Origin of the sequence: Nostoc sp. C110 (assembly GCF_043099725.1) — a bacterium.
Taxonomy (GTDB): domain Bacteria; phylum Cyanobacteriota; class Cyanobacteriia; order Cyanobacteriales; family Nostocaceae; genus Nostoc; species Nostoc muscorum_A.
In genome coordinates, this window is the sequence record NZ_CP171148.1 from 3,982,011 (window position 1) to 4,008,367 (window position 26,357).

A 26,357-nucleotide genomic window follows, 5' to 3' on the forward strand; every position below is an offset into this window, starting at 1 on the left:
AAATTATCCTTGGTTAATTAACTTAAGTTTTCGCAAAGCTCTTGTAAGTAAATTTGGGACTGGAGCGTCATCATAATTCTTCGGAGGGTTTTGAAAGATGGGACGCTTATCTGGTTCGTTTAAGTAACGATAGTAGAGAAATAAATCTCGATAGGGAAAATCAATATTTTCTCCAGCACAGACTGCTTGATTAATATTAGGAGGAATACCAATATAATGAAGGTAGGTTAGCCGATTCCCTTTGTCATAAAGAAGGTGTTCTCGTTCCTCGAAGTGCTTAGATGTGGCAGAACATCCTGTCTTTTCATTATCTGGTAGTTGACGAGCAAAGTTATAAATAGAAAGATTAGACCTCATTACCATGTAGTTTATCAGTGGTTGTTCTCCAGCACCGCCATACAAAATTTCTGCCTCACCATTTTGTAAATGCGATATCAGTAAATCTCTTTGTTCTAAGTTAAATGTTCCTCGTTTTGCACCATAGAAACCGGAGCAAAAAATTTCAGAATCAATCCGCTTTTGCTCGAAAACTTCTAGTAATTTTGGCGAGTTAACATTATATATCTTACTAACGTCTTTAAATTGGAAATCGTAGACAACAAAATCATAAGTATCTAGCTTTTCAAACACCGATGCCAGAGAATTCATCACCAAGGTGTCTGCATCTAAATAGATAAATTTATCGAATGGTCCATCAAAGGCGCAAAAACGACGGTGAGCGCCATATAACCGTGATTTATTCCGATTCAATCGCTCTGGTGCTGCTGAGAGCATAAATTGATCCCAACGGTTGATTGATTCTTGATTATCGTAAAGAAATACATTAGGGCGTTTAGCTATTTCATCAGCAATTCGCTGTGTCTGATGGTCGAAAGGATAGATACAAACAGGAGTTTCTGGGCCCAAGATAACATCAATACTGTTGAGCAAAGCCACCAGTTGATCGAAAACATAATCATTGCCAAGGGTACAAATACCATTCATAATTTATGAGTGTTGATCAACAAAGTTTGATAACCAGTTAAGTAAGTTTAATTTATGTAAAATGATTTGACGTGCTTCTGCGATCGCATCTTTGGCAGCATACCAAGCATCAGGTGTAGCTGTCACTTCTTTGATGTAGGCAATACCTTTTTCATCTAAACTGGGCAACCGCAAAAAACTACCAGGTGGCAATAATTTATCAGCAGCCGGGCCACCATAGTAAATTGGTAGACACCAGGAAAGTAAACTATCCCAAAGTTTCTCACTGACATACCAATTATTATCAGCATAATTTTCAATTGCCAAATTGTAATAGTATGGTGCCATCCCATACCATTTATTACCTAGTTCTCCCGATTTTTTAGCCGATTCTGGTAAGTTACGCCCATATAAATCAAATTTTATGCCACTAGATTGTAGCGACTGCAAAAAGTCTAAACGCTGGCGATGTTTGGCTGTACGACTTATTCCCGAAGTAATCCAACTACATGGGGCAACCTTTTGAGGTGGTGGCATTTCATTTAAATCTTGAAATGAATTTGAATGATACCAAATAGCAGGCATATAGTCAGGAGTTGGGGCAAAATCATCGGGGCCAGAAATGTAGCCGCAATACTTCTGGGCTTGTTGATAATTATGATTAGTTATTTCGACAATTTCATCTAAAGGTGGTTCTCTTAGCAAATAAATAATCCGCTCTTTGTTGACACCACGCAGTAGAGAATCAACATTTACTACTGATTTTTGCTGCCGTTTGCGAAAGCTATCTAACCAAGATTTTTGTGGCGCTGCTTGGGGAAAATCAAATTGATACATCAGTAGAAAATCTGGTTTGGTTGCTAGTGCCTGCATTTGCATATTGCCCCAAACTCCAAATTGATGGGGAGTTTGTTGCCACAGCCAATCGGCTCTAGTTTCTAAACCTCGATAGCCACTAATCATACCTACAGTTTTTATAGTCATTTTAGTTATTAGTCATTTGTCATTTGTCATTTGTCATTAGTTATTTTCCTTATACGATAAGTTGAGGAAGTAAAGATTCATCAACATAACTAAGGATTTTTGCGGCTCGATTTTCCCAAGAAAACTGCTTGACAAATTCGATACTATCTGGATAACCTTCTATTTTTCTAGGATGAGTTTCTAAAACCTGCTTCAGACTTTCGGCAAATTTGCTGGGGTTATCTGGTTCACACCAAGCAGCGATGGCTTCGCCAACACCTCCGGTGAACGCTTTTGTATCTTGAAACTCAACTAATGAAGGAATTTCCGTCGAGACAATGGGAGTTCCAGAGGCGAAGTAATCAAACAGCTTTAAAGGAGATGTGAAAGTTGCCGCTTTCCCGGAACAATGAGGGTGAGCTAAAACATCTGCTGCTTGTAGCAAAGACGCTAATTCATTATGCAAGACATAGCCCAAAAACTGAATATTATTAACCTGTTTTTCTTTTACCAATTGCTGATAATATTCTACTTCTGCTGGCTTACCACCTGCACAGGCAAATTGCACATTAGGCATTTCATTAGCCACATCAATTAGTACATCAATACCTTTAAATTGCTGTAATGCTCCCGCATAAACTACCAATTTTTGGTTTTCATCTCGCAATAGTTTTTGTCGCCATTCTGCGGCTTTTTCTGGTTGCCTCTGCATAAATAAGCGATTGAAACCATTGTGCAGCTTAATTACTTTTTCTGGCGGCATTCCATTTTTAATCATGCTTTCACGGATTGTTTCTACAACGGTGACAGCTATTTGTAACAGTGGATTTGTAACAATTTCTTGCTCAAATGGTTTCTCTTCATGGTGATGGTGTTCATAAATTGCCGGAATGCCGTTTTTGATAGCAGCTTTGACAAAATTCCAGTTGCGACTATGGACAAGTTTAGTAGTTGGAAGTATATGAAATGGTAAATAGTACTTGCTTGCAATGGTGTTGGAGTCAGTAAATTTGCTCGAAAAATGGTCAATCGGCCAAGGCATCGGTAATGGAGCAACTTTTAATTTGTCATGAAGATTGTAATATTCAATAAGTTCTGTTGGGGTTTTTCTCGGTTTAAAAGGACGCAATAAATTAATTGGGTTATTAGCTTTTGCTCCTTTTTCAGGGTATACCAAAACTGTTGAGTATCCCAAGTTAGCGGCGGCATTAGCTGCATTTGTAGACTGCACTAGATGAGCCTCTGGCTGGGGTAATTCTTCACCAATGAAAAAAATGTAGTGTTTTTTTAAAGTATTATTTTTCATAATTTTAGACATTAATACTATCCTCAAATTTTTCTAAATTATTCAGAAGACATATAGTAGATTCATAAGTTTCACTAATTAATTCATTTGGCTCTTGGGGAGTGTCTATCAAATTATCTGCTAGAGAGCGGAGAGAGCTAAGTATGAGATTAAGAGAAGTTCTAAACTCAACGGAGAGATGATTAAAGCTTTGATAATAGTCGCTGATGATATTTTGATTTTGGTCAGAAATTGAGATAATCTGCCCCCTTATTTGTAAGTTCATCACATCCTCAAAAATATCAATAGTGTTGAGAATTCTCCAGGCTGATTTGTAAGAGTCTTCAATTAATTTGTGCCGTTCTTGAGAATCGTTTTCCAGATCATCAAGCAATAAGCGCAGTAATCCAATCATTGAGTTCAACTGTGTCCGAATTTCGTGAGAGATACGGAGCAAGCTTTGATTGTGTTTAGTAGCGGCTTCCGGACGATCAACAAATTTCTTTGAGTTTAGGCGCATTGCCTTAATAATTTTTGTCTGAATCAAATTTTTATTAGGGCGATCGCTAAATTGCATGGAGTACAAGCGTGAATAGTAAGCACCTTTTTGCAAAAGTTCTTCATGGGTTCCTACTTCTACCACCTGTCCTTGATCTAACACAGCTATTTGATCGGCTTTTTGGACTGTAGAAAGGCGGTGAGCAATTACTAAGGTGGTGCGATCGCGACTAAGATCGTCAAGTGCAGATTGTACTAATCGTTCGGAAACGGTATCTAAAGCGCTGGTGGCTTCATCTAAAATCAGAATTTCAGGATTTTGGAGGAGGGCGCGGGCGATCGCTAATCTTTGCCTTTGTCCACCAGACAACATTACGCCGCGATCGCCAATTAGGGTGTCAAATCCTTGAGGCAATTTGCTAATAAACTCATAAGCATTTGCCCGCTTTGCTGCCGTCAAAATCTCATCGTCAGTAGCCTCTGTTCGCCCATAAGCGATGTTATTTTGCACCGAGTCATTAAAAAGAAAGGTATCTTGACTAACAATCCCCATCCGCTTCCGTAGGGATACTAGCTCGAACTCCCGTAAATCGGTGCCGTCAATGGTAATACTGCCAGCGATCGGGTCATAAAATCTGGGTAAAAGGTCTGCCAAAGTAGATTTACCAGCCCCAGAACCGCCTACCAATGCTAAGGTCGTACCACGCGGTAAATATAAATTTACATCTTTGAGTACCAACTTTTCATGACCAGGGTAGGCAAAGCAAAGAGAATTAAAAGATACTCCCTCTTCTAATTTTGTGTAGGGAATCTTACCTTTCTCCATGAACGGCTTATCGTGCAAGCTTAAAAACTCATTCGTCACATCCACACTAGCTGCGGTACTAGCAAAGTTGCTGCGAATAGTATTTAACTGAGAAATCAATGGCAGCACTCGCAGCAGCACTAATAAATATGTCAGGAGTACGGTAGAAAGAGAAGAAACCTGTTGAGCAAAGAAGGTTTTGCTCAAAAGTACAATCAGCAGTAAAGCTGTAATACCCATTACCTCACTTAGAGGTGTAATGGCTTCCGAATTAACTTGAGATTGGAAATCTGCTAATTCGCGATCGCGAATTAGTTTTTTAATCCGTTGATATTCTTTTTCTTCATTTCCCGTCGATTTTACCAATCGAATTCCGTTCAGAGTTTCCAGCACAGAGACTGAATATGCTCTAGACATCTCACTCAGCTGTTTCCCAAAATTTCTCGACCGGGAAATGGCATACTGATTTACTAACGTCACCAACGATAACAAAAGCGTAGCAGCAATTGTCAACTGCCAAGAAATTGACAGCAACAAACTAACAAAAACTAAAACTGTGATTGCCAGGATAACTATCCTGACGATACTACCTATAGAACTTGCAGACCGACCAATTTCTCCACCAAGACGGTTGATTAAATCACCAACCTTAGTTTTGGCATAATAATCTATATCAATTTCTAGTAATAGCTTTAACCCAGTTTCGCGCATATCTGATGTTAGCTTTCTGGTTAAAGAACTCGATGCTAAGGAACTGGCATAAGTAGCTAAATTCTTTAAAATAATTGTGAAGATAATCGCCCCAGCCATTACTCCTATCCGGTAAGGTTCTGGAGTATTATCAAATGGAGATATCATCGTTTTTAGAATAGGAGGAGCAGTACTTAAATCTACTTCTTGTCCCACGATTTTTAAAACCACCGGCACAATTAAAGCGGTGCTAATCCCATTAAATAAAGCTCCAGAAAATCCTAACAATATTGTCAGTAGAATCAAACCTGGATAAGGTCTAGCGAATCGTAATAGCAGTTTTCTGGTAGACATTGGGTATTTCTATGCAATTTTCAATTATTAATATTATTCACAAATTACTTGCCAAACTTGCTAATATCAAATAGACAAACTAAATAATTTTCAATATTCCAATAAAAGAGGCAGTTATTGCTGGAAGAATATTGCCCCATCACAAGGGAAGATTACAAGAGCGATTTTTTACTGCCGCCATCAAAGTGAGCTTGTGGTTTGAGTCCTCACAACTTTTGCGTGGTCTCAATTTATCCAAGATTGAACCCCAAACTGAAAAGTTCCTCTACCTCCCACTTTCTTCAATTTACACTTCCTTCCATATTAATTTTACAACCGAGAAATTACCGATTTTAACACCGAAGCCATAGCCTCTATACTATAGTGTTCTACACATCTTTTTCTTGCGTTGATACCTTGCTGGTTTGCTGACTCTAAATTCTGAAAAATCCATTGAATCTGTTCAGCAATCTGTTCAGGACAAGCAGGCTCGACTAAATAACCAGTATCACCTAATATTTTGGGAATATCTCCAACGCGCGTTGATAATACAGGTTTAGCCATTGCCATTCCATCTGTCAACTTCAGGGGAAATTGAGCGCGAGTTTCTGGGGTATCTCGTTGGGGAACAACTACAATGTGAGCTGCTGCTACTAAATCAGGCATCACATTCGCTGGATACTTTGGTAATTTGATAATCCAGCGTCCCCACTTTTGTTGAAGTTGCTGATCGTAATCATCATAAGGACTGCCCCCTACAATCACTAGTCTTAAATCTGGTTGATTGATTTTATCGAGCGCGATGAGAACATCTTCTAGACCTTTGTAGGGTCTTGGCGCACCAGGAAACATTAAAATACGATATTCAGATAAACCATAACGATTTCTGCTGGACTCAGCATCATATCGAGCAGGATCAAATAAAGCAGTATCCTTTCCATTGGGAACAAATGTACCCCCAAAACGCTGCTGCAAAAAGTTAGTATGCACCGTCACCGCATCAGCGCTACTTACCAAACCTTCCATCCATTTCACGTACAAAGGATGATAAGGATTTCTAAGTGCGCCATCTGATTTCAACAAATCTCTGGCTAATTGTTTGGGTGTGAAATTATAATGCCAGTCATCGCCACCATACCAACTGAGTTCCCAATCATCTATGTCTAAAATTAAGGCTTTTTGGCTAAATATTTTCTTTAATAAGGCAACTCCAAAACTCGCTATTTGTGGTTTTATTGCATAAATGATATCTCCATTAATTTTTGGTAAGATTTTGTTAATTTCTCCGAAAAAATCGGGAAAATTTTTACCTGGTAAATTATAAACGTTTAATTCTGATGGTAAATTTCGATATAAGTTGTTTCCAAATAAAAACCCCATAATTTCAACTTCATATTCTAAGTTTCTTAGGGCTGTTGCTATCAAGTATGCACGCAAAATAGCTGCACTTGATAAATCAGAAACCAACAGCGATATCTTGGAAAAATTTTTCACTGTTTTTATACTTAATTTTTATTTAATGCGCCAAGGATTTGTAACTTGATTCGGTAAAAATACTTTAGCAAATCTGTCAAAAACCCTTGTATATAAGGAACGACTAATATCTTTAGCATATTGAGGACGATAAGGATAAGTACAGTGAAGAACTTTAATTGTATCCTGAATATCATAAGCATCCTGCCACTTGCTGAGATAATTATAGGTTGGTGGTAAGATTTTCTTATGAGGTTGTACAGATGCGATCGCAGAAGCAAAAGCCCCTTGGTCTTTTAAAAGTAATTTATCTTGATTATTTTTGACAATCTCAAAATAACGTTTAAATTCGTCAAAAAATATCTTGGTTACTTCTGTTTTCCGAAAAGCCATAAAACCGCCATTATACTGCACACTATCTGCTTGTAATGGCAATCCTACCGATTGCAAAATTGGCAAAACATTTGGCAAAAGGTCTTCTTGTTTACCACGTAATAAGTTTGTAGCCTTAAGAATAGAAGGTTGTACATCTTCCGTTAGTAAAAACTCATATTCATCTAAATAGTCAAATACATCATTGATATCCGTAAGTAAACAAATATCCGAATCTAGATAAATCGTTTTATCAAACTCAGAAGCTTCATATAGAGCCAATTTTGCTTGTCGCGATGCCAAAACAGTATTTTCGTTTGCAGGTGCTGGTTTTAAAATTACATTTTTGAATGCTTTTAGCAAGGGATAAAGAACTATTGGAACTTGGTCAATTAAAATAATGATCGGCTCTTGATGAAACTTTCTGACTGCTGCTAAAAAATGAATACAATCTTGAAACGAATAAAGCCCTGTTAGAATTGTAATAAAACCTTTAGTTGGTGTTGACATAAATCAAATGAATAATTTTTGTTGACTTTGAAAACTAGATACGTATTTATTGTCATAAAATCTTACTCTAGTTTGAGTTATAGTCAAATTCCATAGAGTAGAGATCAGCAAAATATGAATTTGAATATTGATTATGTTTAAGTAAAAAAATATTAAAATAAATTTAACTTTATATTTATAACTATTCCCAGAGAAAATTCACTGATAAATTCACCTAATTTTTACTTTATTTAAGTATAATTACCGTGTAAACACAGAAGTATAATATCATAGGTAATATTGCACTACAGCTATAATAAACAAAGTATAAACACTTGATATAGCTTGTGAATGTAGCACTATTATTCACTGGAATCTAGGATTGCTACTCAATACCAAACATTTATGTTGTAAGGGAGCAGAGGTAATGCAGGTAATCCGTCTGGAAGCACTCTCAGACAACTACATATTCTTGTTATATGACGACAAACGCAATATTGCTGCTGTTGTCGATCCAGCAGAGGCTCAACCAGTATTAAAGAAACTGGCAGAGTTAAAAGCTGATTTGGTAGCAATTTTTAACACGCACCACCATAACGATCATGTGGGTGGTAATAAGCAATTAATCGAAAAATTTCCCCAACTGATAGTTTATGGAGGAGCCGAGGATCGTGGTAGGATTCCGGGACAACAGGTATTTTTGCAACAAAGCGATCGCGTCGAGTTTGCAGACCGCATAGCTGAAGTTATCTTCGTTCCTGGACATACCCGCGCTCACATCGCTTACTACTTTCCACCTCAAGAAGCAAGTGAGACAGGCGATTTATTTTGTGGTGATACCCTATTTTCCGGCGGTTGCGGTCGTTTATTTGAAGGAACACCAACCCAAATGGTAGATTCTTTAAGCAAACTGCGTTCTCTACCTGATAATACCCGTATTTGGTGTGCCCACGAATACACCTTAAAAAATCTGCAATTTGCCTTAACTGTGGATGGCGACAACGCTGACTTACAAAGACGCTTCAACGAAGTAAAAGCTTACCGTAGTCGAGGAGAAGCTACCATCCCCTCACTGCTAGGAGTGGAGAAGCACACCAATCCATTTTTACGTTGGGATCAGCCATCATTACAATCAACTGTTAAGAGTAGTGATGGAGTGCAAACTTTTGCGCGGATACGGGAAATGAAAAATAACTTTTAAGATTGGGAATGGGGAATTGGTAATTCAGGAGAATAACATTAGCTCTTTCCCCTCTGCTCCCTGCCCCCTGCCCCCTCGCTTCTTCCCCATTCTCCATTCCCTTCAACTTTTTAGTGGGAATAGTTGCGATCGCACCCTTCCTTTCGCTACGATCTGTAAGCTTTAGGGTGTAGGCAAAGAAGCTTGGAATACAGCAGTGACATTGTGAGCTATCAAGCCTTACCCAAATTAATCAGATTTTACAGGAAAAACGATGGCGAAACGCGTACAGTTAGTTTTAAATCAAGATATCAGCAAGCTGGGGAAATCTGGCGACTTAGTGGAAGTAGCTCCCGGCTACGCTCGTAATTATCTGATTCCCCAGAAATTGGCAACTAATGCCACTCCTGGTATTCTCAAGCAAGTAGAACGCCGTCGTGAGCAAGAGCGTCAACGGCAATTAGAACTCAGACAACAAGCTCTTGAGCAAAAAGAATCTCTTGAAAAAGTTGGTAGCTTGACAATTGCCAAGCAAGTTGGTGAAAACGAAGCAATTTTCGGTACTATCACCAGCCAAGATGTTGCAGATGCAATTAAGGCAGCCACCGGTCAAGAAGTGGATCGGCGTGGAATTACCATCCCCGATATTAACCACCTTGGTACTTACCAAGCCGAAATCAAGCTGCATTCTGATGTAGCGGCACAAGTGGATATTCAAGTCGTCGCTAGTTAACTCAGAAGGGGGACGAGGGAGCAGGGGTAATAATTCCTAACTCTGCCAATTTTAGATTTGGAATTTTGGATTTTTGATTAAAGAAAAAATCTAAAATCTAAAATCTAAAATTGCATAACTCCCATACTCCCGGCTAGCAAAATCGTCAAAACTAAAATCGTTTATGGCTGAAGAACTGAATTTTAAAGGTGATGGTAGCGATCGCCTCCCCCCACAAAATATTGAGGCCGAAGAAGCGATTTTGGGGGGTATTTTGCTAGATCCAGAAGCGATTAGCCGAGTTAGCGATCGCCTCCTTCCCGAAGCTTTTTACATTAGCGCCCATAAAGATATTTATCAGGCAGCTGTGAGGCTCCACACCCAAGGTAAACCCACAGATTTGCTTTCAGTCACAAGTTGGCTGACTGACCATGAGATGCTTACCCGCATAGGCGGCAGAAATAAATTAGCAACTCTGGTAGACCGCACAGTGTCAGCCGTGAACATCGATGCCCTCGCAGGGTTGGTGATGGAAAAATACCTGCGGCGGCAGTTAATTAAAGCTGGCAATGAAATTGTACATCTTGGTTACGAGACAGAAACCGAGTTACCAACTGTTTTAGATCAGGCAGAACAGAAAGTATTCGGTGTAACTCAAGAACGTCCCCAATCGGGTTTAGTTCACATTTCTGATACTCTAATTAATAATTTCCAGGATATTGAGGATCGAAATCAAGGCATCGCCTTACCTGGTGTTCCCTGCGGATTTTACGATTTAGATGCCATGACCAGTGGCTTTCAGCGCTCTGATTTGATTATTGTTGCGGGCCGCCCATCAATGGGAAAATGCCTTAGTCATGATTCAGAAATAGTTTTGGCAGATGGAACAATTACCACAATAGAAGAATTATATAAACAACGTCATGTTTCGACTCCGCTCAACACAAGTGGTTTATTATTGACGTTAAATAATGACTGGAAATTTACCTTTACTCAACCCTCTGCATTTGTAGATGATGGTATCAAACCAGTTTTTCGGGTAACAACTCGCTTAGGTAGGTCTATTGAAACTACAATCACCCACCCGTATTTGACTATTAAAGGCTGGCAAAAACTAGAAAATTTGAAAGTTGGTGATAAAATCGCTATCCCGCGAAAAATAGATGTGTTTGGCTCACATTCTATGCGCGAGTGCGAAGTCAAGTTATTAGCTTATTTAATTGGCGATGGCGGATTAACTAACTGCACTCCACGATTTACAAATGGTAATTCATTACTGCAAACCGATTTTTTGCAAGCAGTTGCGGATTTTGGTGGTTTAACAGGCGAAATTTTACAATTAGAATCAGAAGAGTTTGTATCTCATGGATTTGCCTGCATGAGCAAATCTCGCAAGAATTCGCTAACGCTTTGGTTAGAAGAATTAGGTTTGTGGGGCAAAGATGCTCATTCTAAAACTATACCAAACATCATTTTTAAGTTAGAGCGATCGCAAATAGGCTTATTCCTTAATCGTCTCTTTGCTACTGATGGATGGGCTGCACTTCTTACTAGCGGTCAATCACAGTTAGGCTATGCAACAGTCAGCGAAAAACTAGCCAGACAAATTCAACATCTTTTATTACGATTTGGCATTATTGCATCTCTCAAAAAACGGTCTGTTAAGTATAAAAACACCCGAAGGGCAGCGTGGCAATTAGATATTACTGATGCCTTATCTATTAAAACCTTTATCGCCGAAATAGGTATCTTCAGTAAAGAAGAAGCAATAGAAAAAGTTGCAGCAGCAATATCTCAAAAAAGATATCAAACTAATCGTGACTTGATACCTGTAGAGATTTGGGAACAAATAGCATTAGCAAAAGGTAATGAAACTTGGAGTAATTTAGCTAGACATGCAGGGATTCAAGGTTATACAAATATGCATGTTGGTAAACGTGCCCTAAAGCGGGAAAGGCTTTGGATACTAGCTACAGCTTTAGATAATTTACCACTTCAACAGTTAGCAACCAGTGATGTTTATTGGGATGAAATCGTTGCGATTGAGTCGGTGGGTAACAAGCAGGTTTATGACTTAACAATTCCAGAAACACACAATTTTGTTGCTAATGATATCTGTGTACACAATACAGCCTTTTGCTTAAACCTTGCTCATAATATCGCCGCTTCTTATAAATTACCAGTTGCTTTTTTCAGCTTGGAAATGTCCAAAGAGCAATTGACACAACGTTTATTAGCTAGTGAAGCACAAATTGAAAGTAGTTATCTGCGAACTGGTCGCCTCAGTCAAACACAATGGGAACCTTTAAGCCGTGCTATTGGTATCCTTTCCGAGATGCCAATTTATATTGATGACACGCCGAATATTACAGTTACACAAATGCGTAGTCAGGCAAGAAGGCTGCAAGCGGAAGTTGGAACTGAATTAGGATTAATTGTAATAGATTACTTGCAATTGATGGAAGGAGCAGGCGATAATCGCGTACAAGAATTATCAAAAATTACCCGTCAACTCAAAGGTTTAGCGCGTGAATTATCTGTACCAGTTATTGCTTTATCTCAGTTAAGTCGAGGGGTGGAAGCGCGTACTAATAAGCGTCCGATGTTGTCAGATTTGAGAGAATCAGGTTCGATTGAACAGGATGCGGATTTAGTAATAATGTTGTACCGCGATGAATACTACTCTCCCGATACTCCCGATCGCGGCATTGCAGAAGTAATTATAGCTAAACACCGCAACGGGCCTACAGGGACAGCGAAACTTTTGTTTAATCCACAGTTTACAAAGTTTCAAAATTTAAAAATTTAGCCGTTGAATTGGGGACTGGGGATTGGGTACTGAGAAAAGCCAATGCCCCATGCCCAATGCCCAATACCCCAACCTTTATTTAACTCCTAGCAATTCCACATCAAAAATTAGAGTTGCATTGGGTGGAATCACGCCACCAGCACCACGAGCGCCATAGCCTAACTCAGATGGGATGATTAACTTACGACGACCGCCGACTTTAATCGTGCTAACTCCCTCGTCCCAACCTTTGATTACCTGTCCAACGCCAATTTTAAAGCTGAATGGTTGGCCGCGATCGCGTGAACTATCAAACTTAGTACCATCTTCTAGAGTACCGACATAGTGAACTTCAACCGTTTGTCCTGGTTGAGGAGTCGCCCCAGTCCCCTCTTTTAACTCCACATACTTCAATCCAGACGGAGTAGTTACGGCATTAGCGTCAGACATAGTATTACTCGCAATTAAGATATTGTTTTCAGTTACAGTTGTGGCCGCTGGCGGCGTTTGGGTTAACTGGGCAGCAACGGCAGTATTCTGTTTACTGCCTACTTGCCCCACAGCCAAAAGCACAACACACACCAGCATGAACGCCACGCTGAGGAAAATTGGTTTCAAAATCAGTTCTCCTTACTTAAGTATCCTGGCAAAAAGATTACCAATAGGACACAATTAGTTTAAATCAGAAAGGACATCTTAACGCCAAAGCTTATTTTCCAAATCGCGCAATTGCCGCTCTAAACGGTCAATTCTACCCCGTAGTTCGTCCACTTCGGACTGTCGAGCTACGCCTAAATCTTGCATCATATTTCGCATTTGTCGTTGCATTTGGACATCCCAGTTTCCCTGCTCCGACTTTAACTGCTGGGCAATATCATCTATAACTGCCTTAGCTTGCTCAGGATTGAGCTTACCATCTTTAACCAAGTCATCGCTGACTTGGCGCAGTTTTTCTGCTACTAAAGACGTTGTGCCAAGACCCATCATCATTAGCTGTTGTAACCAGTTGTTGTTATCCATATTCCCTTCCTCTTACTTGTGTCAAAGCAGCTGATCCTTGCTCCTGAGTGTAGGCAATGAAGCTATGCGAAAAGCGTAGTTCTTCTAGCCTACATCTCTATTTTGGCAAATTAGCAAACACAGGATCGTAGGGTGTGATTATAGAACTACTCAAGTTTGAGGTTGCCCCGCATTTAAGGGAAAATTTTATCCAGAAGGACACGCAAATTTGAACAACAGCGCTGGCTGAATATCCTGGTTTTCTCGGTAAAGAGGTCTGGATCAACCTCAACTATCCTACATAAGTTATGGCGAACAGTCTCAATTAACCAAAACAAGGGGCAAAATCCCCTTGTTTGAAGGTAAGTAAAATTCCGTCACAGCCACTAATGAAGTACAGCGTAAATTCAGCCACCATCCCAATTAACTAGACAAATAGGGGCAATATCCTGCGGAAAGCCGCTTTGCCCCTACTTGTTGAGGGTAGTTCAACTTTTGTCACAGTGACTAGTGAAGCGATCGCCCCAAAAAATTATCATAATCCGACTTGAATTTTAGTTAAATTTGTGAACGCCATTTCTGAAAGGCAATCTCGTAATCCTCTGATTTACTCTGATAAACGCCCCACCAATGAAAAAATAATCCTAAACCCCATCCTAATGCTGGGAAAATAGCCCAAAAATAACCAGGACTAGTGATTAAATTCAAGAGAATGAGGAATAAATTCACTGCCAGGAAGGAAACACAATGCCCCAAAAAAGCTCTGCGTCGGAAAGTATTAAATGTGCGTCGTGACCGTTCTTCTTCTTGCTGAACTAACCACTTTTTTTCAGTTTTTTCCAAAATATCAGAAGAAATGCCTAACTCAGATGCCATTTCTATAAGCTGTTCTCGTGAAAATTCACCTTCCTGTTTCCGAGTGAGTGCTATTTCAAGGATTTTTTGCACATCTTCTGAATCGTAAGTCATTTTAACTACCTTATAAGTTTGTGTGTAAATGCGCTTTTGATTTCACGAAGTTTTCAATAGGCTTCGTTCAATTCAGTTAGCGAACGTCTCCACATTTTGCACCCAATACTTAGTGACATTCACAACCTTATTATTTTCTCACAACTGATTTAGGGCTACTGTATTTGTCAATACCTAAACCTTATTTGTGCGTAGGAGCAATTAATGAATTGACCCTACAATGTATAGTTTTGCATTGATAAAAGAGAAATAAAACTAAGTGTATTAAGAAGACTTGGAACTTAAGCCCCTTATTAAGAGTTAATGCTTAAATCCCAAGTCTTGTTATTTGCAATCTAAAATTTGGTGAGCGAAAATATGATTTTCAATCAGAAATCATGAGTATCATATTCGACAGTTCAGAGATTTAAGGAAGTGTAGATATCATCTGAATTGGCATTGAGGTAAGGACGTTGCAATTCAATTTCCCATAATGAGAAATGCCGTAAAATTGCTGCTATCTTATCTTCTGGCGTATCATTCCCTAGATGCCAAGCCTCAAGCAAACCATTAGCAACAATTTGGCATCGATGTGTACCAAAACTTTCTTGGTCGCCAAATTTACGGTCTGGCTCTTCAGCGATCGCTAACCCTGGTGCTATAAGCTTGGTAAATAAAGGTACTTGCTGCTGAAAATGCACTTGATTTTCTTTATATACCCTCTCTAAGACTGGACGAACAAGTTCATAGTCCTTTTTGTCGAAATAAAGCACTGCTGAGTCGTAACGCCCATAATCAGAAGGGTTATACAATGCTTTAAATGAGAAGGCAATGGATATAGCATTGAGTTGGGTAGTCAAATCGTTCATGACTGCAACTGAGCCTTCAGGAGTCAAATTGAAGTAGACACGTACCAAAGTTTGATAATTTCGAGCCATAGCTGCATTAGCAACTGCCATATAAAATCCGTTTTGTACCAGATTCTTAGGCATTTTGATTGATACCGAGTCACCAGTATTAGCCGTTTGTTGTAAGCTATCGGGTTCAATGTGCAGCTTTAAATCGTTCTTATACACTACCAAAGTACCATCAATGTCTTCTTTTATAACCAGCCAATCATGACTCCAGTAGCCTACACCTCTGTTATTTTCATGCAAGCGATCGTAAAAAGCTATATCTACGCCAAATAATGTATTGTTTTCGAGATTTTGATTCAAAGCCAAATTCGTTGCTTCTGCATTGGAAAGACTTTTCGATGAGCCGTTGTAGTAGAGGGCATAAAGTAAACTACGTAGTTGATAACTCAAAAACTTATTTTGAAAATCTAAAGATAATTGCTGAAAGTGAGAGACTAATGATTCTGGTACTTCCACTGAACCAAAATCTGGATGTCTAATACAGTGGTGAGATTGGATTTCAACATTATGAGCGATATCTTGTAGTGATGTCTGCAATAATTCTGGAATCTCTGACAGCTGATTTCCCAGCGAATCTAATAGTTGCATAAAAACTTGCCTGTCAAGAATGTGGAGAGATAGGGACAGACAAACAAAAAATGTTTGCGTCCCCTTGTTGACTTAGAATTTATTTTGAAGCGGGAGATAAGTTAATGGGAGATAGGTATGATGCATCTACACCAAAAATTGTTGGTATCGATGCTTCTGGACGGCATAATAAACTCTTAGCAACCTGGAGTATGCAAATACCTTTATTACCAAAAGTTTTTTCGTGCTGGAGTTTGGCTTGAATAGATTTAATCAAAGCGAAACCGCAAAACTGCATAACTCTCTGTAAAAAATCAGGACGATGTTCTATAATTTCGGGGAAAACAGAGAGATAAGCAATTACCAACTCTCTAATCGAAGGTTGTAGCAAATGTAGAGGAGTTGTTGCTAGACGTAAAGACTCTTGAATCGCCATTGTTTTACTAGTAATCATGCTGTGTAGCCAAAGTTGCAGGTAGCTGGCTATCAGTGTTCCTAAATCACTAGCTGGATCTCCCCAAGCGCCACGTTCCCAATCAATTAATCGAATAAGACTATCATCTGAGGACGATTCATCAAAAGCAGCTTCTTCCCAACTCAGAGATAGGAGAATATTGTTTAGTTTCAGATCGTTATGGGTTAAACAACAGGGAGTGAAGGCATTACTCAACTCTGCGATCGCCTGTCCTAAGCTATCATAACGTTGATAAAGAGACAAAAATTTTAGTCCATCGGTGGGCAACTTGCCAAAAACTGCCGGGGTAACTCTATCTATGCCAAGATTCAGGTTAGGAGTTCCTTGGCTGAATATTTGGAAAAACTCCTGATAGTCTTGACGGTCAATAGATAGGCGATGGACTGATGCTAAAGTAGTTCCAACTACCCTGGCAATCTCTACGGGAAATAAATTCAAATTCTTTTCCACATAAAAATCCATCAAATCCCGATAGTTAGTTAGATAATTGAAAACAAAGATTGAATTTTCAGGATCAAAATGTACTGCCTCCGAAAAATATGAGCGAATGTCGGTTAGTTCTGGGAAAGTTTGCAAAAAATTGTGAACTCGCCATTCTTTGAAAAATTCGCCAGCAGTCCTTCCCTCTCGTTTGTAAGGCTCTTGCTTAATTAGGAGTTTCCGCTCATCTGGTAAGCTGATTAATAAATTAAAGTTTTTAGCAGGTTTTAGCTCTATTTTGCTTAAAGACTTTTCATCTTGAGTACATAATCCATGAAGAATCAGGTAATCAAAAGCATTTTGAGAACTCAATAAGAATGATGTCATAGCTTCAGCTCATCGTCAAAATTAACAACTAAGAATTCTTGCGTAATTAGAAGACATTATTAATAGATTGATCATCTATTATGTCTACATCGCTATGTGTAGATTGTCATACAATACCTATTATTTTCGGCTGTACGAATCAATCAAATCTTCAAGCAACTCCAGGAGCTTTGCACTTTTTGAATCGATTCACTATTGAGTATTGAATGATTTTGCTAGCTCTGCAACTTCATGGATAGTAAATGCCAACAATGCAAATTGAAGATTTTTCAAACCATAGTTAAGAATCTGAGCAAGATCGTCATCTGCACCAGCATATATAGATATGTAATCTATGTTGCTAATATCTATGAGTAAACCTTCTGAATCATCGGTATGAAGATCAGAAATAGTAATTCTTGACATGGATTTCAATTCCCAAAAACATTGATCAATTAGTCAACATGAGCATAATTAAGCATCAATTACTTAATCATCTCACTCGCAGTCAGGAAAAAATTAATAAAATTGATCAACTGCTATGATTGATATTGATGAAGCTGTAAATTGCTTAATCCGATCGCCTATCCTTATTTTTGGTAATAAAGAAAGCTGATTATTAATCATATCGGTTTATTCAAAGCTATTTATTACAGCAGAATCTGGCAGCGATTAAGCTGTGTAGTGCTTAATCGCTAATTCAAAAAGTTCTACAGAGCAATGTAGCTCAGTAGTAAACTACAAATTAAAAATGAGTATCAACATCGCTGAAGGACTTGACGATGTGTGCAGTCAAGCTAGCTCCAAAGGCTAACAATGCAAATTCTTGTCCCTTAAGACCGTAAGCTAAAAGTGGGTCTAAACCACTGGCAACACTAGAAATCTCATTACCACCACCATAAACAGTGATAGAATCTACATTGTTCAGGTCGTTGAGGAAGCTTTCAGAATCTTGGAACAGTTCAGAACCGGTGGTATTTAGTTGTGAAAGAGCGATACTTGCCATAATTTTGTCCTAAGATAATTGTCACAATTCAGCAGATTTGACAGCGATTAAGCTGTGTATTGCTTAATCGCTAATTCAACAAGTTCCACAGAGCAATGTAGCTCAGTAGTAAACTACAAATTAAAAATGAGTATCAACATCGCTGAAGGACTTGACGATGTGTGCAGTCAAGCTAGCTCCAAAGGCTAACAATGCAAATTGTTGTCCCTTAATACCGTAAGCTAATAGTGGGTCTAAGCCATCGGCAACGCTGGAAACATCATTACCACCACCATAAACAGTGATAGAATCTACATTGTTTAGGTCGTTGAGGAAGCTTTCAGAATCTTGGAACAGTTCAGAACCAGTGGTATTTAGTTGTGAAAGAGCAATACTAGCCATAACTTTCTCCTAAGATAATTGTCACAATTCAGTAGATTTGACAGCGATTAAGCTGTGTATTGCTTAATCGCTAATTCAACAAGTTCCACAGAGCAATATAGCTCAGTAGTAAACTACAAATTAAAAATGAGTATCAACGTCGCTGAAGGACTTGATGATGTGTGCAGTCAAGCTAGCTCCGAAGCCTAACAATGCAAACTCTTGTCCCTTAAGACCGTAAGCTAAAAGTGGGTCTAAACCACTGGCAACACTAGAAATCTCATTACCACCACCATAAACAGTGATAGAATCTACATTGTTCAGGTCGTTGAGGAAGCTTTCAGAATCTTGGAACAGTTCAGAACCGGTGGTATTTAGTTGTGAAAGAGCGATACTTGCCATAATTTTGTCCTAAGATAATTGTCACAATTCAGCAGATTTGACAGCGATTAAGCTGTGTATTGCTTAATCGCTAATTTAACAAGTTCCACAGAGCAATGTAGCTCAGTAGTAACCTACAAATTAAATCCAAGGATCAGTATCGCTGAAGGACTTGACGATGTGTGCAGTCAAGCTAGCTCCAAAGGCTAATAATGCAAATTCTTGTCCCTTAATACCGTAAGCTAATAGTGGATCTAAGCCATCGGCAACGCTGGAAACATCATTACCACCACCATAAACAGTGATAGAATCTACATTGTTTAGGTCGTTAAGGAAGCTTTCGGAATCTTGGAACAGTTCAGAACCAGTGGTATTTAGTTGTGAAAGAGCGATACTTGCCATAATAACTTTCTCCTACAATAATTCGTCCCATTTGAAGAGACTTTGGCAGCGATTAAGCTGTGTATTGCTTAACTGCTGATTCCATTTTTATTCATAAATTTTATAAAAATCAAGCTTGTAAGCCTGATTTGTAAGACATAAATAAATGGGTTGCGTCTTTATTGATGGCTTTATTTTTATTTAAAAAATGTTTAAAAAACATCTTATATTATTTGTATAAATTAGCGATCTAAAGATTATAAACTTCTTTGATAAGTCGAGAGTCTAACTTTTCATAAATCAATACGCTTGGGTTAAGAAGAATAGTAGAATAGTAGGTTGGGTTGAGGAACGAAACCCAACAAAGCCTTGATAATGTTGGGTTTCGTTCCTCAACCCAACCTACACCATTTTTAGTTTTTAGCTTTAACTGAACCGCATTGGTAGCTGATTAGTATATTTCAAGTCTGTGAAATACAAAAATACTTCACCTGCTCTGTCACGAAGCTTGGAGACGAGAGGGGTGTATTTCATCAAAGTACCGTATGAAAGTTTTCAGACTTGTGAAATCCTGTGTAGATAGGCATGATATTCGACAGGGCTAGACTTATTTTAATAAAAGTATAGAATTATGTATTCAATCAATTGCAAACATCTGTAAACAAAAATCGTGCGCTCTTAATTTATCTAAGAACGCACGAGCTTAATGACTATAAAATTCTGATTGTTCACAATTATTGTAAACCAGTCAGTTGTTGCCGTAGGTCTACTATTTGCTGTTCTATGTTACTTAACCAATCATTAACAGTCTCTCTTACATTTTCCCTTGAAAGCGTGCCAGAAGTATCTTCATCGTCTCTTCTTGATCTTCTTCTTCTTCCACCCTCTACAGTTCTCATTTCCCAATCAGTTAGTTCGGTGAGCAGATTCACGTCACTATTAGGATGCAGGTTAGATATTAAGATCATGACTATTGATGTACCTCACAAAATCTAGTGATATTAATTGATCTAGTCTGAGATAACATTAAGCTAAAAATCCAGACTCCATCATTTGTATTTTGCAATAAAATCTTAGTCATTTAACTTTTTAAAGCTAATTTTCAAGACATAACTAAAGGATTTTCGTCTTTAAAAGCGATGATTTATATTCTGATCTTGTTTGTCTCCCTAAATGAGTAGAGACGCGATATCTCGCGTCTCTACTTATCGTTACGATCGCAATTTGGATTAATTCTTCGCCTGTGGTTGCGAACCAGGAATCGTTACATCTATTGGTGTCACCGTTGCTGCTAGCTGCGTCAATGGCGGTTGAATAGCGGTTTGATTCCCCACCACTAGAGTCACAAGCTTTTCTGGCTTGAGGTATTCTCGTGCTACCCGTTGCACATCAGCAGCTGTGGTGGCGGCGACGGCTTTTTGATAGCGAAAGAGAAAATCAGCCGGATAGCCGTAATATTCGTATCGCATCAACCGTGACAAGGTTTGGCTGGGGTCTTGAAAGTTGAATACAAATGAGTTGAGTGTAGATTCTTTGGCAAAAGCTAGTTCTTTTGCTGTCACTCTTTGGGTTTGAATGCGCTTGATTTCAGCTTGTAAGGCTTTGACAAACTGCACCGTAGCATCCGATCGCGTTTGTCCACCAGCAACAAACATCCCAGGATAGTCGTAGCGGGGACTCCACTGGCCATAAACAGAGTAAGCTAAACCTTGGCGCGATCGCAATTCATTAAATAAGCGTCCACCAAATCCATTTAACACCCCATTCAATACATCCAGCGCCGCATAATCGGGACTGTCAAACCGTCCGCCTAAATGGCCGAGAAGCACACTACTTTGAGTTAATTGTGGCTGATTGACAAAAAAGACTCCGCCTGTATTAGCTGGCGAAACCGATGGTAATTTGGGTTTAGCAATACCTGGGTTGCGATTCCAGTCGCCAAACTTAGCTTGAATGAGCGATCGCATTTTCTTAGAGTCAAAATCCCCCACAATCCCCAAAATTATATTATTAGGGTGGAAATATTGCTGATAAAACTTGAGCAAATCCTCACGCTCAACCTTATCCACCGTTGCATACTCTATGGTGCGAGAGTATGGACTATCTTTACCATAGATCAATTTCTTAAATTCTCGATTGGCAATCCCATCTGGGTTATCATTACGACGAGCAATACCACCCTTCGCTTGCGTCTTAGCCAAGTCTAGCTTTTCTTGAGCAAATGCAGGCGATCGCAGCACCTCGGCAAATAGCCCAAACACCGTTTCTAAATCTTCACTCAGCGCATCAAAGCTAGCACTACCAGAACCTTCGCCAATACTAGCTTCTACAGATGCCGCCCGTTGTTCCAACATCTCATTGAGTTCATCAGCCGAATGTTGCTTAGTTCCCCCAGTTCGCATCACCGCGCCTGTAAAACCAGCTAACCCAACTTTCTCCATTGGTTCCAAGCGATTTCCTGTCCGCACAAATGCCGTCCCATTCACCAACGGCAATTCGTGATCCTCCATCAAATAGACAACCAAGCCATTTTGGAGAACAAACCGTTCATATTTCGGTATTTTAATCTCAGGTAACGCTGGCAACTGCAACTCACTATAATGCTTTGCCTCAGTCGTTGCCGCCAGAGAAAAATTACAAGTTAAAAGTAAACACGCAAAAACAGCAACCAAAGCATAAATTAACCCCTTCCCATTTTTGATTTTCAACGCCATCCGCCTTTTACCCTTCACCTTGTACCTCTTCATATCTCTCTTCCTCTGCGCCTCTGCGGTTCGTTTCTCTTATCCTTATTTCGACAACAACTTCCCAATCGTGCGATTTCCCGGCGTAAACGTCTCCTTCGCCACTCTTTGAATATCAGCCGTCGTTACCGCCGAAATATCATCCAACTGCTTAAACAAATTCCGCCAAGAGCCAGTTTTCACCTCATATTCCAACAATTGTTGAGCCATCCCCATATTTGAATCGAGAGTACGTAACAAACCCGCCCTGGCTTGGGTTTTCACCCGTTCCAAATCAACCGCCGCCACAGGTTCAGTTTTTAATTTGTCAATTTCTTGGCGCAAAGCCACCGCCACTTCATCAACTGTATGACCAGGAGCCGTGAGAGCATAGAAAAATATCAGGTTTGGATACTTATCTCCAGGGAATCCACTGTAACCTTGAGCATTTAGCGCCAAACGCTGTTTTTCTACCAAAGACTTATACAAACGCGACGTGCGCCCATCACTTAATAAACTACCAATGATTTCATAGGTTGCATTATCTGGATGGGTAACTGCCGGACGATGATAACCTTCTAAATACCAGGGTTGAGAAGGAAGTTGTAAACTAACTTCTTGTGTTTGTTTTTGTGGCGGTTCCACCGGGATTTGTGCAACAGCTTTAGTTTTTGCTTTATAGCGGCCAAAATAAGTTTGCGCTAGTTTTTTCACTTCAGCCGGGTTAACATCTCCAACAATAGCGATCGCTAAATTACTTGGTACGTAATGAGTATCAAAGAAATTTTGGACATCATCTGGTGTCAGATTGCGGATATCTTGGTCATAACCAATCACCGGACGCTTGTAGGGATGGACTTTGTAAGCAGCATCGATAAACTTTTCCACCATTTGTCCAATGGGTGAATTCTCTATCCGCATCCGTCGTTCTTCTAAAATTACATCTTTCTCTTTATAAAACTCACGGCGAATTACCGGATCGAGAAATCGTTCCGACTCCAACGACATCCACAGTTCCAGCTTATTGGCAGGAAAACTGTAAAAATAACGGGTAGCTTCGGTTGAAGTATTAGCATTTAAACCAACACCTCCCGCTTGTTCCACAATTTGCCCCAATTCGTTTTGCTTGACAAGCTTACCTGCTTGTGATTCTACTTCCTTAAACTCAGTTTCTAACCGCGCAACCTCATTTTTTTTGCCATTGGCTTTCGCTGCTTTAATTTGAGTATCTAACTGCTGCAATTTATCTAGTAGAGGTTTTTCTGCTTTGTAGTCTTGTGTACCAATGCGCGTTGTACCTTTAAACGCTAAATGTTCCAGAAAGTGAGCTACACCGGTTTTACCATCTGGCTCATCCACACCACCAACATTTGCATAAGTCAGAAAGGAAACCACAGGCGCTTGATGCCGTTCTAAGACAAGGAATTTTAGACCATTGTCGAGGCGAAACTCCGTTAACTGTTTAATGACTCGATCCAGATAAGGTTGGATCGAATTTTGAACTTGTGGAGTTTGAGTTTTGGTTTCTTGAGGAGGTGCAATTTGAGTTTGAGCTAGAGCAATTTCTGGTAATAATCCCCACCAGAAAACGATCAAAGCCAACAAAGTGACAAACAACCGCCGTAATAAATCCAAAAATGACCGACTGATCTGGTTCATAAGCAAAAATTAAGATAAAGTTACACTACCTGAGAAACAGGATACTTAGCAAAAGGACGTTAATGTTGTATTAAGCTTGTTGAGCTTTTTTACTTGACGTTAGACAATAATGCTACAAATCGTGTTCCGCACATTTCACCATAACTGTTATGCGAGTTTTTAATTCTTCCCCACCCTCAGAGGCTCAGACGCGCACCCGGATTTTACAGGCAGCACAACGGTTGTTCGCCTCTCAAGGATTTGACGGCACTACCACCCGTGATTTAGCGCAGGCGGCAGGTGTAGCTGAAGGCACTCTATTTCGTCATTTTCCCAATAAAAAAGCAATTTTAGTAGAAGTAGCCACGAGTGGCTGGGTAGAAATTTTAACAGATTTGCTGACAGAATTAAGTGAAATGGGCAGCTATAAAGCCGTAGCTCAAGTGATGCGTCGCCGGATGTGGAACTTTCAAAAAAATGCCGATTTGATGCGCGTTTGTTTTATGGAGGTGCAGTTTCACCCCGATTTGCGCGATCGCATTCAATTAGAAGTCATTACCAAAATGACCGATGTGGGCGAAGCATTTTTTCAAACAGCTATGGATAAAGGCATCTATCGCAAAACGGACGCAAAGCTAGTTGCGAAAGTTTTCTTGGGAATGTTTGCGATCGCAGGTTTTTCTAACAATACCCTCATCGAACCTGACGCTTCCCCCCAACAAATGCAGGAAATGGCCGAAGGACTCGCTGATATCTTCCTTAATGGTGTTTTGGTTAAAGATTAGGGCATTGGGCATTGGGAAGAGGACTTGGGGACAAGGAGAATTGGGGACAAGGGGAAAGACTTGTTTCAAGTTCTCACTTCTTGTCCCCTGTCCGTTTGTCCCCTTGTCCCCTTGTCCCCCCGCCCCCTGCCCCATTCCCTATTCCCCATTCAGCACTATTTTCGCCTGCTGACTCCACTGTTGTACTAGCTCAATTGCTGGACACAAGTCTCGTCGCTGCATTGTTGCTACTTGCAAGCGCATAATTTGTTGGTGCAATCGGTGAGTGGGAGTCTGTGCTAACTGTGTCACGGAACCAATACCTGCATGGAGCAATAAACCACAATATTGTATGCCTACACTAGGAATACGCGCCAAGTCAGCTAAAGCCATCCATTTATTTACATACTGAAGATGAATCTGTAATTTATTTGCTAACGCCAGCCGTGCCTCTAGAGTCTTTCCTTGTTTGACTAGCGCTACTGTGCTACTAATCCCACAATTTTGCAGTTGTGATTGTTCCTCGTGGCTGAGTCCAGGTAATTGCTCGATTGGCCAGTCACGAGATGCGAGCAGATTTCGATTATTTGTATTTTTAGCAGACATTTTAAAACTAAATATAGGCTTGTTCACTCACATATACAGCAATCCTAAATCATTCATGAACAACAAGATACCCTCCTCTGATTAGAAGTCGGGTATCTAAGCCTTAAAGTCTTGGCGTTTTTCCTGCCACTCTATGGGAATATTTCACATCTAAATGTGACCTACTACAATGCCATTGTATCGACTAACAATGCCATTGCATCGACTAACATTAAGATGGGCGTAATAGTTAAAATCTAACTCGTTCATAGTGGATTGCAGAAAACCTATGACACCGATTCCGAATCTCATTACCCAAGTTCTCGATGCTGAGTTTTTGCCGGATGCGATTGATTTGTAATACAAGCTTATGTAGTAAATAACTCACCTCGCAGAACAGTTACCGCTTGTCCGGCGAGAAAAACGCGATCGCCTCCGTTATAGCGTACTTTTACCACTCCACCGCGACGGGATGCTTGATAAGCCAATAACTCATCTTTGTGTAAGCGATCGCGCCAGAAGGGAGCAAGACAGCAATGGGTAGCGCCAGTTACAGGGTCTTCATCAATTCCTAAACCCGGTGCAAATAAACGAGAGACGAAATCATATTCAGAATCAGAGTCGGTAAGGCTGGTGACAATGATCTCAGAAATAGGCAAAGTTTTTAATATTTGAAAATTTGGCTGTACTTGCCGTACCAAATCTTCAGATTCCAATTCCACTAAATAGCCAAAAGAATTTAAAAAAACAGATTTGTATGGTACACCCAAAGCAGCCTTAAGTTCTCGTGGGGCGATTGTTTCTTGTGAGTGATTCACAGGAAAATCTAACTCAATCCACTCATCTTGCAAGTTAGCAATCAGCAATCCGCTTTTGGTGTAGAACCGCGCAACTTCATTCTCCGACAAATGCCCCTCTGACCAAAGTACATGGGCACTAGCTAAGGTTGCGTGACCACAAAGAGGCACTTCTATCGTCGGCGTAAACCAACGCAGATTGAAGCCATCATCCTGTTTAACTAAAAAAGCCGTCTCAGATAAATTCATCTCCTGCGCTACATTCTGCATCCAGCGTTCATTTTGGCGAGTAGGCAAAACACAGACAGCAGCAGGATTTCCTGCGAAAGGTCTATTGGTAAAAGCATCAACTTGAGTAATGATTTGTCCCATTAGAGTCACCCTAAAAATTAGATAGCAATATACTTATCAGGAGTGTGTTAGAAATTTATGCCGATAGTTAACATTATTTTTAAGCCCATTGCTACGCGTCTATAGCG

The 26,357-nt window shown here is 39.8% G+C and carries 25 protein-coding genes and 1 pseudogene; 5 read left to right on the plus strand and 21 right to left on the minus strand.

Annotation, left to right across the window (positions count from 1 at the left end; translation table 11 throughout):
• Positions 1–3 precede the first annotated feature (3 nt).
• The 6 genes from ACFFRD_RS22470 to ACFFRD_RS22495 all read right to left on the minus strand — a co-directional run bounded on the left by ACFFRD_RS22470 (position 4) and on the right by ACFFRD_RS22495 (position 7,892).
• Positions 4–984 carry an Npun_R2821/Npun_R2822 family protein gene (locus tag ACFFRD_RS22470; RefSeq protein WP_392477521.1) on the minus strand — a complete coding sequence of 327 codons (981 nt, stop codon included), beginning with the start codon at positions 982–984 and terminating at the stop codon, positions 4–6.
• Positions 985–987: 3 nt separating this feature from the next.
• Positions 988–1,947, minus strand: a complete 960-nt coding sequence (locus ACFFRD_RS22475) for a glycosyltransferase family 10 domain-containing protein (RefSeq protein ID WP_190960606.1) — start codon at positions 1,945–1,947, stop codon at positions 988–990.
• A 49-nt stretch (positions 1,948–1,996) separates the two neighbouring features.
• Entirely contained in the window at positions 1,997–3,232 is a 1,236-nt protein-coding gene (locus ACFFRD_RS22480; protein WP_392483143.1) for a glycosyltransferase family 4 protein, read from the minus strand.
• 4 nt (positions 3,233–3,236) lie between these two features.
• Entirely contained in the window at positions 3,237–5,558 is a 2,322-nt protein-coding gene (locus ACFFRD_RS22485; protein WP_392477523.1) for an ATP-binding cassette domain-containing protein, read from the minus strand.
• Positions 5,559–5,867: 309 nt separating this feature from the next.
• Positions 5,868–7,031 (minus strand): glycosyltransferase family 4 protein, encoded by a 1,164-nt coding sequence (locus ACFFRD_RS22490; protein ID WP_392477524.1) that lies wholly within the window; start codon positions 7,029–7,031, stop codon positions 5,868–5,870.
• An 18-nt stretch (positions 7,032–7,049) separates the two neighbouring features.
• Complete coding sequence (locus tag ACFFRD_RS22495) at positions 7,050–7,892, minus strand: hypothetical protein (protein ID WP_114083773.1); 843 nt, start codon at positions 7,890–7,892, stop codon at positions 7,050–7,052.
• A gap of 406 nt (positions 7,893–8,298) precedes the next feature.
• Here ACFFRD_RS22495 and gloB point away from each other — a divergent pair, with 406 nt between their 5' ends.
• The 3 genes from gloB (at position 8,299) to dnaB (ending at position 12,572) form a co-directional block, all read left to right on the plus strand.
• Positions 8,299–9,072: a hydroxyacylglutathione hydrolase gene (gloB, locus tag ACFFRD_RS22500; RefSeq protein ID WP_392477527.1), complete on the plus strand. Its 774-nt coding sequence runs from the start codon at positions 8,299–8,301 to the stop codon at positions 9,070–9,072.
• Positions 9,073–9,325: 253 nt separating this feature from the next.
• Positions 9,326–9,784, plus strand: a complete 459-nt coding sequence (gene rplI / locus ACFFRD_RS22505) for a 50S ribosomal protein L9 (protein WP_185585640.1) — start codon at positions 9,326–9,328, stop codon at positions 9,782–9,784.
• A 163-nt stretch (positions 9,785–9,947) separates the two neighbouring features.
• A complete protein-coding gene (gene dnaB, locus ACFFRD_RS22510; protein WP_392477531.1) occupies positions 9,948–12,572 on the plus strand; it encodes a replicative DNA helicase in 2,625 nt (874 codons plus the stop codon).
• Positions 12,573–12,647: 75 nt separating this feature from the next.
• Here dnaB and ACFFRD_RS22515 read toward each other — a convergent pair whose 3' ends face one another.
• Positions 12,648–13,169, minus strand: a complete 522-nt coding sequence (locus tag ACFFRD_RS22515) for an FKBP-type peptidyl-prolyl cis-trans isomerase (RefSeq protein WP_392477532.1) — start codon at positions 13,167–13,169, stop codon at positions 12,648–12,650.
• 78 nt (positions 13,170–13,247) lie between these two features.
• Positions 13,248–13,571 (minus strand): phasin family protein, encoded by a 324-nt coding sequence (locus ACFFRD_RS22520; protein WP_012409359.1) that lies wholly within the window; start codon positions 13,569–13,571, stop codon positions 13,248–13,250.
• 134 nt (positions 13,572–13,705) lie between these two features.
• Between ACFFRD_RS22520 and ACFFRD_RS22525 the strand changes: the two are divergent.
• Positions 13,706–13,852, plus strand: a pseudogene (locus ACFFRD_RS22525) (TIGR03792 family protein); the annotation flags it as partial.
• A gap of 256 nt (positions 13,853–14,108) precedes the next feature.
• On the opposite strand, the gene ACFFRD_RS22530 reads toward ACFFRD_RS22525, so the two are convergent.
• The 11 genes from ACFFRD_RS22530 to ACFFRD_RS22580 form a co-directional block, all read right to left on the minus strand.
• Positions 14,109–14,519: a 2TM domain-containing protein gene (locus ACFFRD_RS22530; RefSeq protein ID WP_114083777.1), complete on the minus strand. Its 411-nt coding sequence runs from the start codon at positions 14,517–14,519 to the stop codon at positions 14,109–14,111.
• Between the two features lie 398 nt (positions 14,520–14,917).
• Entirely contained in the window at positions 14,918–16,003 is a 1,086-nt protein-coding gene (locus ACFFRD_RS22535; RefSeq protein ID WP_392477534.1) for a T3SS effector HopA1 family protein, read from the minus strand.
• A 79-nt stretch (positions 16,004–16,082) separates the two neighbouring features.
• Positions 16,083–17,264: a phosphotransferase family protein gene (locus ACFFRD_RS22540; protein ID WP_392477536.1), complete on the minus strand. Its 1,182-nt coding sequence runs from the start codon at positions 17,262–17,264 to the stop codon at positions 16,083–16,085.
• A 192-nt stretch (positions 17,265–17,456) separates the two neighbouring features.
• Complete coding sequence (locus ACFFRD_RS22545) at positions 17,457–17,669, minus strand: hypothetical protein (protein WP_174711888.1); 213 nt, start codon at positions 17,667–17,669, stop codon at positions 17,457–17,459.
• A 319-nt stretch (positions 17,670–17,988) separates the two neighbouring features.
• Entirely contained in the window at positions 17,989–18,249 is a 261-nt protein-coding gene (locus ACFFRD_RS22550; protein ID WP_392477538.1) for a hypothetical protein, read from the minus strand.
• A 120-nt stretch (positions 18,250–18,369) separates the two neighbouring features.
• Positions 18,370–18,630 carry a hypothetical protein gene (locus ACFFRD_RS22555; RefSeq protein WP_392477540.1) on the minus strand — a complete coding sequence of 87 codons (261 nt, stop codon included), beginning with the start codon at positions 18,628–18,630 and terminating at the stop codon, positions 18,370–18,372.
• Positions 18,631–18,750: 120 nt separating this feature from the next.
• Positions 18,751–19,011 carry a hypothetical protein gene (locus ACFFRD_RS22560; RefSeq protein WP_392477542.1) on the minus strand — a complete coding sequence of 87 codons (261 nt, stop codon included), beginning with the start codon at positions 19,009–19,011 and terminating at the stop codon, positions 18,751–18,753.
• 120 nt (positions 19,012–19,131) lie between these two features.
• A complete protein-coding gene (locus ACFFRD_RS22565) occupies positions 19,132–19,392 on the minus strand; it encodes a hypothetical protein (protein ID WP_114082520.1) in 261 nt (86 codons plus the stop codon).
• Positions 19,393–20,105: 713 nt separating this feature from the next.
• Positions 20,106–20,339 (minus strand): hypothetical protein, encoded by a 234-nt coding sequence (locus tag ACFFRD_RS22570; RefSeq protein WP_392477544.1) that lies wholly within the window; start codon positions 20,337–20,339, stop codon positions 20,106–20,108.
• A 261-nt stretch (positions 20,340–20,600) separates the two neighbouring features.
• Positions 20,601–22,118 carry a M16 family metallopeptidase gene (locus tag ACFFRD_RS22575; RefSeq protein ID WP_392477546.1) on the minus strand — a complete coding sequence of 506 codons (1,518 nt, stop codon included), beginning with the start codon at positions 22,116–22,118 and terminating at the stop codon, positions 20,601–20,603.
• A 42-nt stretch (positions 22,119–22,160) separates the two neighbouring features.
• Positions 22,161–23,753, minus strand: a complete 1,593-nt coding sequence (locus ACFFRD_RS22580) for a M16 family metallopeptidase (RefSeq protein ID WP_392477547.1) — start codon at positions 23,751–23,753, stop codon at positions 22,161–22,163.
• 149 nt (positions 23,754–23,902) lie between these two features.
• Here ACFFRD_RS22580 and ACFFRD_RS22585 point away from each other — a divergent pair, with 149 nt between their 5' ends.
• A complete protein-coding gene (locus ACFFRD_RS22585) occupies positions 23,903–24,517 on the plus strand; it encodes a TetR/AcrR family transcriptional regulator (RefSeq protein WP_114082517.1) in 615 nt (204 codons plus the stop codon).
• A 138-nt stretch (positions 24,518–24,655) separates the two neighbouring features.
• Here ACFFRD_RS22585 and ACFFRD_RS22590 read toward each other — a convergent pair whose 3' ends face one another.
• Positions 24,656–25,102 (minus strand): DUF4332 domain-containing protein, encoded by a 447-nt coding sequence (locus ACFFRD_RS22590; protein WP_392477548.1) that lies wholly within the window; start codon positions 25,100–25,102, stop codon positions 24,656–24,658.
• A 347-nt stretch (positions 25,103–25,449) separates the two neighbouring features.
• Positions 25,450–26,250: a PhzF family phenazine biosynthesis protein gene (locus tag ACFFRD_RS22595; protein ID WP_392477549.1), complete on the minus strand. Its 801-nt coding sequence runs from the start codon at positions 26,248–26,250 to the stop codon at positions 25,450–25,452.
• Positions 26,251–26,357: the final 107 nt, after the last annotated feature.

Coding starts and splice junctions, on each gene's coding strand:
- ACFFRD_RS22530 (WP_114083777.1), bottom strand. CDS start 14,519: ATGACTTACGATTCAGAAGATGTGCAAAAAATCCTTGAAATAGCACTC.
- ACFFRD_RS22550 (WP_392477538.1), bottom strand. CDS start 18,249: ATGGCAAGTATCGCTCTTTCACAACTAAATACCACCGGTTCTGAACTG.
- ACFFRD_RS22565 (WP_114082520.1), bottom strand. CDS start 19,392: ATGGCAAGTATCGCTCTTTCACAACTAAATACCACTGGTTCTGAACTG.
- ACFFRD_RS22535 (WP_392477534.1), bottom strand. CDS start 16,003: ATGCAACTATTAGATTCGCTGGGAAATCAGCTGTCAGAGATTCCAGAA.
- ACFFRD_RS22575 (WP_392477546.1), bottom strand. CDS start 22,118: ATGAAGAGGTACAAGGTGAAGGGTAAAAGGCGGATGGCGTTGAAAATC.
- ACFFRD_RS22560 (WP_392477542.1), bottom strand. CDS start 19,011: ATGGCAAGTATCGCTCTTTCACAACTAAATACCACCGGTTCTGAACTG.
- ACFFRD_RS22585 (WP_114082517.1), top strand. CDS start 23,903: ATGCGAGTTTTTAATTCTTCCCCACCCTCAGAGGCTCAGACGCGCACC.
- rplI (WP_185585640.1), top strand. CDS start 9,326: ATGGCGAAACGCGTACAGTTAGTTTTAAATCAAGATATCAGCAAGCTG.
- ACFFRD_RS22475 (WP_190960606.1), bottom strand. CDS start 1,947: ATGACTATAAAAACTGTAGGTATGATTAGTGGCTATCGAGGTTTAGAA.
- gloB (WP_392477527.1), top strand. CDS start 8,299: ATGCAGGTAATCCGTCTGGAAGCACTCTCAGACAACTACATATTCTTG.
- ACFFRD_RS22540 (WP_392477536.1), bottom strand. CDS start 17,264: ATGACATCATTCTTATTGAGTTCTCAAAATGCTTTTGATTACCTGATT.
- ACFFRD_RS22470 (WP_392477521.1), bottom strand. CDS start 984: ATGAATGGTATTTGTACCCTTGGCAATGATTATGTTTTCGATCAACTG.
- ACFFRD_RS22580 (WP_392477547.1), bottom strand. CDS start 23,753: ATGAACCAGATCAGTCGGTCATTTTTGGATTTATTACGGCGGTTGTTT.
- ACFFRD_RS22595 (WP_392477549.1), bottom strand. CDS start 26,250: ATGGGACAAATCATTACTCAAGTTGATGCTTTTACCAATAGACCTTTC.
- ACFFRD_RS22520 (WP_012409359.1), bottom strand. CDS start 13,571: ATGGATAACAACAACTGGTTACAACAGCTAATGATGATGGGTCTTGGC.
- ACFFRD_RS22590 (WP_392477548.1), bottom strand. CDS start 25,102: ATGTCTGCTAAAAATACAAATAATCGAAATCTGCTCGCATCTCGTGAC.
- ACFFRD_RS22485 (WP_392477523.1), bottom strand. CDS start 5,558: ATGTCTACCAGAAAACTGCTATTACGATTCGCTAGACCTTATCCAGGT.
- dnaB (WP_392477531.1), top strand. CDS start 9,948: ATGGCTGAAGAACTGAATTTTAAAGGTGATGGTAGCGATCGCCTCCCC.
- ACFFRD_RS22555 (WP_392477540.1), bottom strand. CDS start 18,630: ATGGCTAGTATTGCTCTTTCACAACTAAATACCACTGGTTCTGAACTG.
- ACFFRD_RS22570 (WP_392477544.1), bottom strand. CDS start 20,339: ATGATCTTAATATCTAACCTGCATCCTAATAGTGACGTGAATCTGCTC.
- ACFFRD_RS22495 (WP_114083773.1), bottom strand. CDS start 7,892: ATGTCAACACCAACTAAAGGTTTTATTACAATTCTAACAGGGCTTTAT.
- ACFFRD_RS22545 (WP_174711888.1), bottom strand. CDS start 17,669: ATGTCAAGAATTACTATTTCTGATCTTCATACCGATGATTCAGAAGGT.
- ACFFRD_RS22480 (WP_392483143.1), bottom strand. CDS start 3,232: ATGAAAAATAATACTTTAAAAAAACACTACATTTTTTTCATTGGTGAA.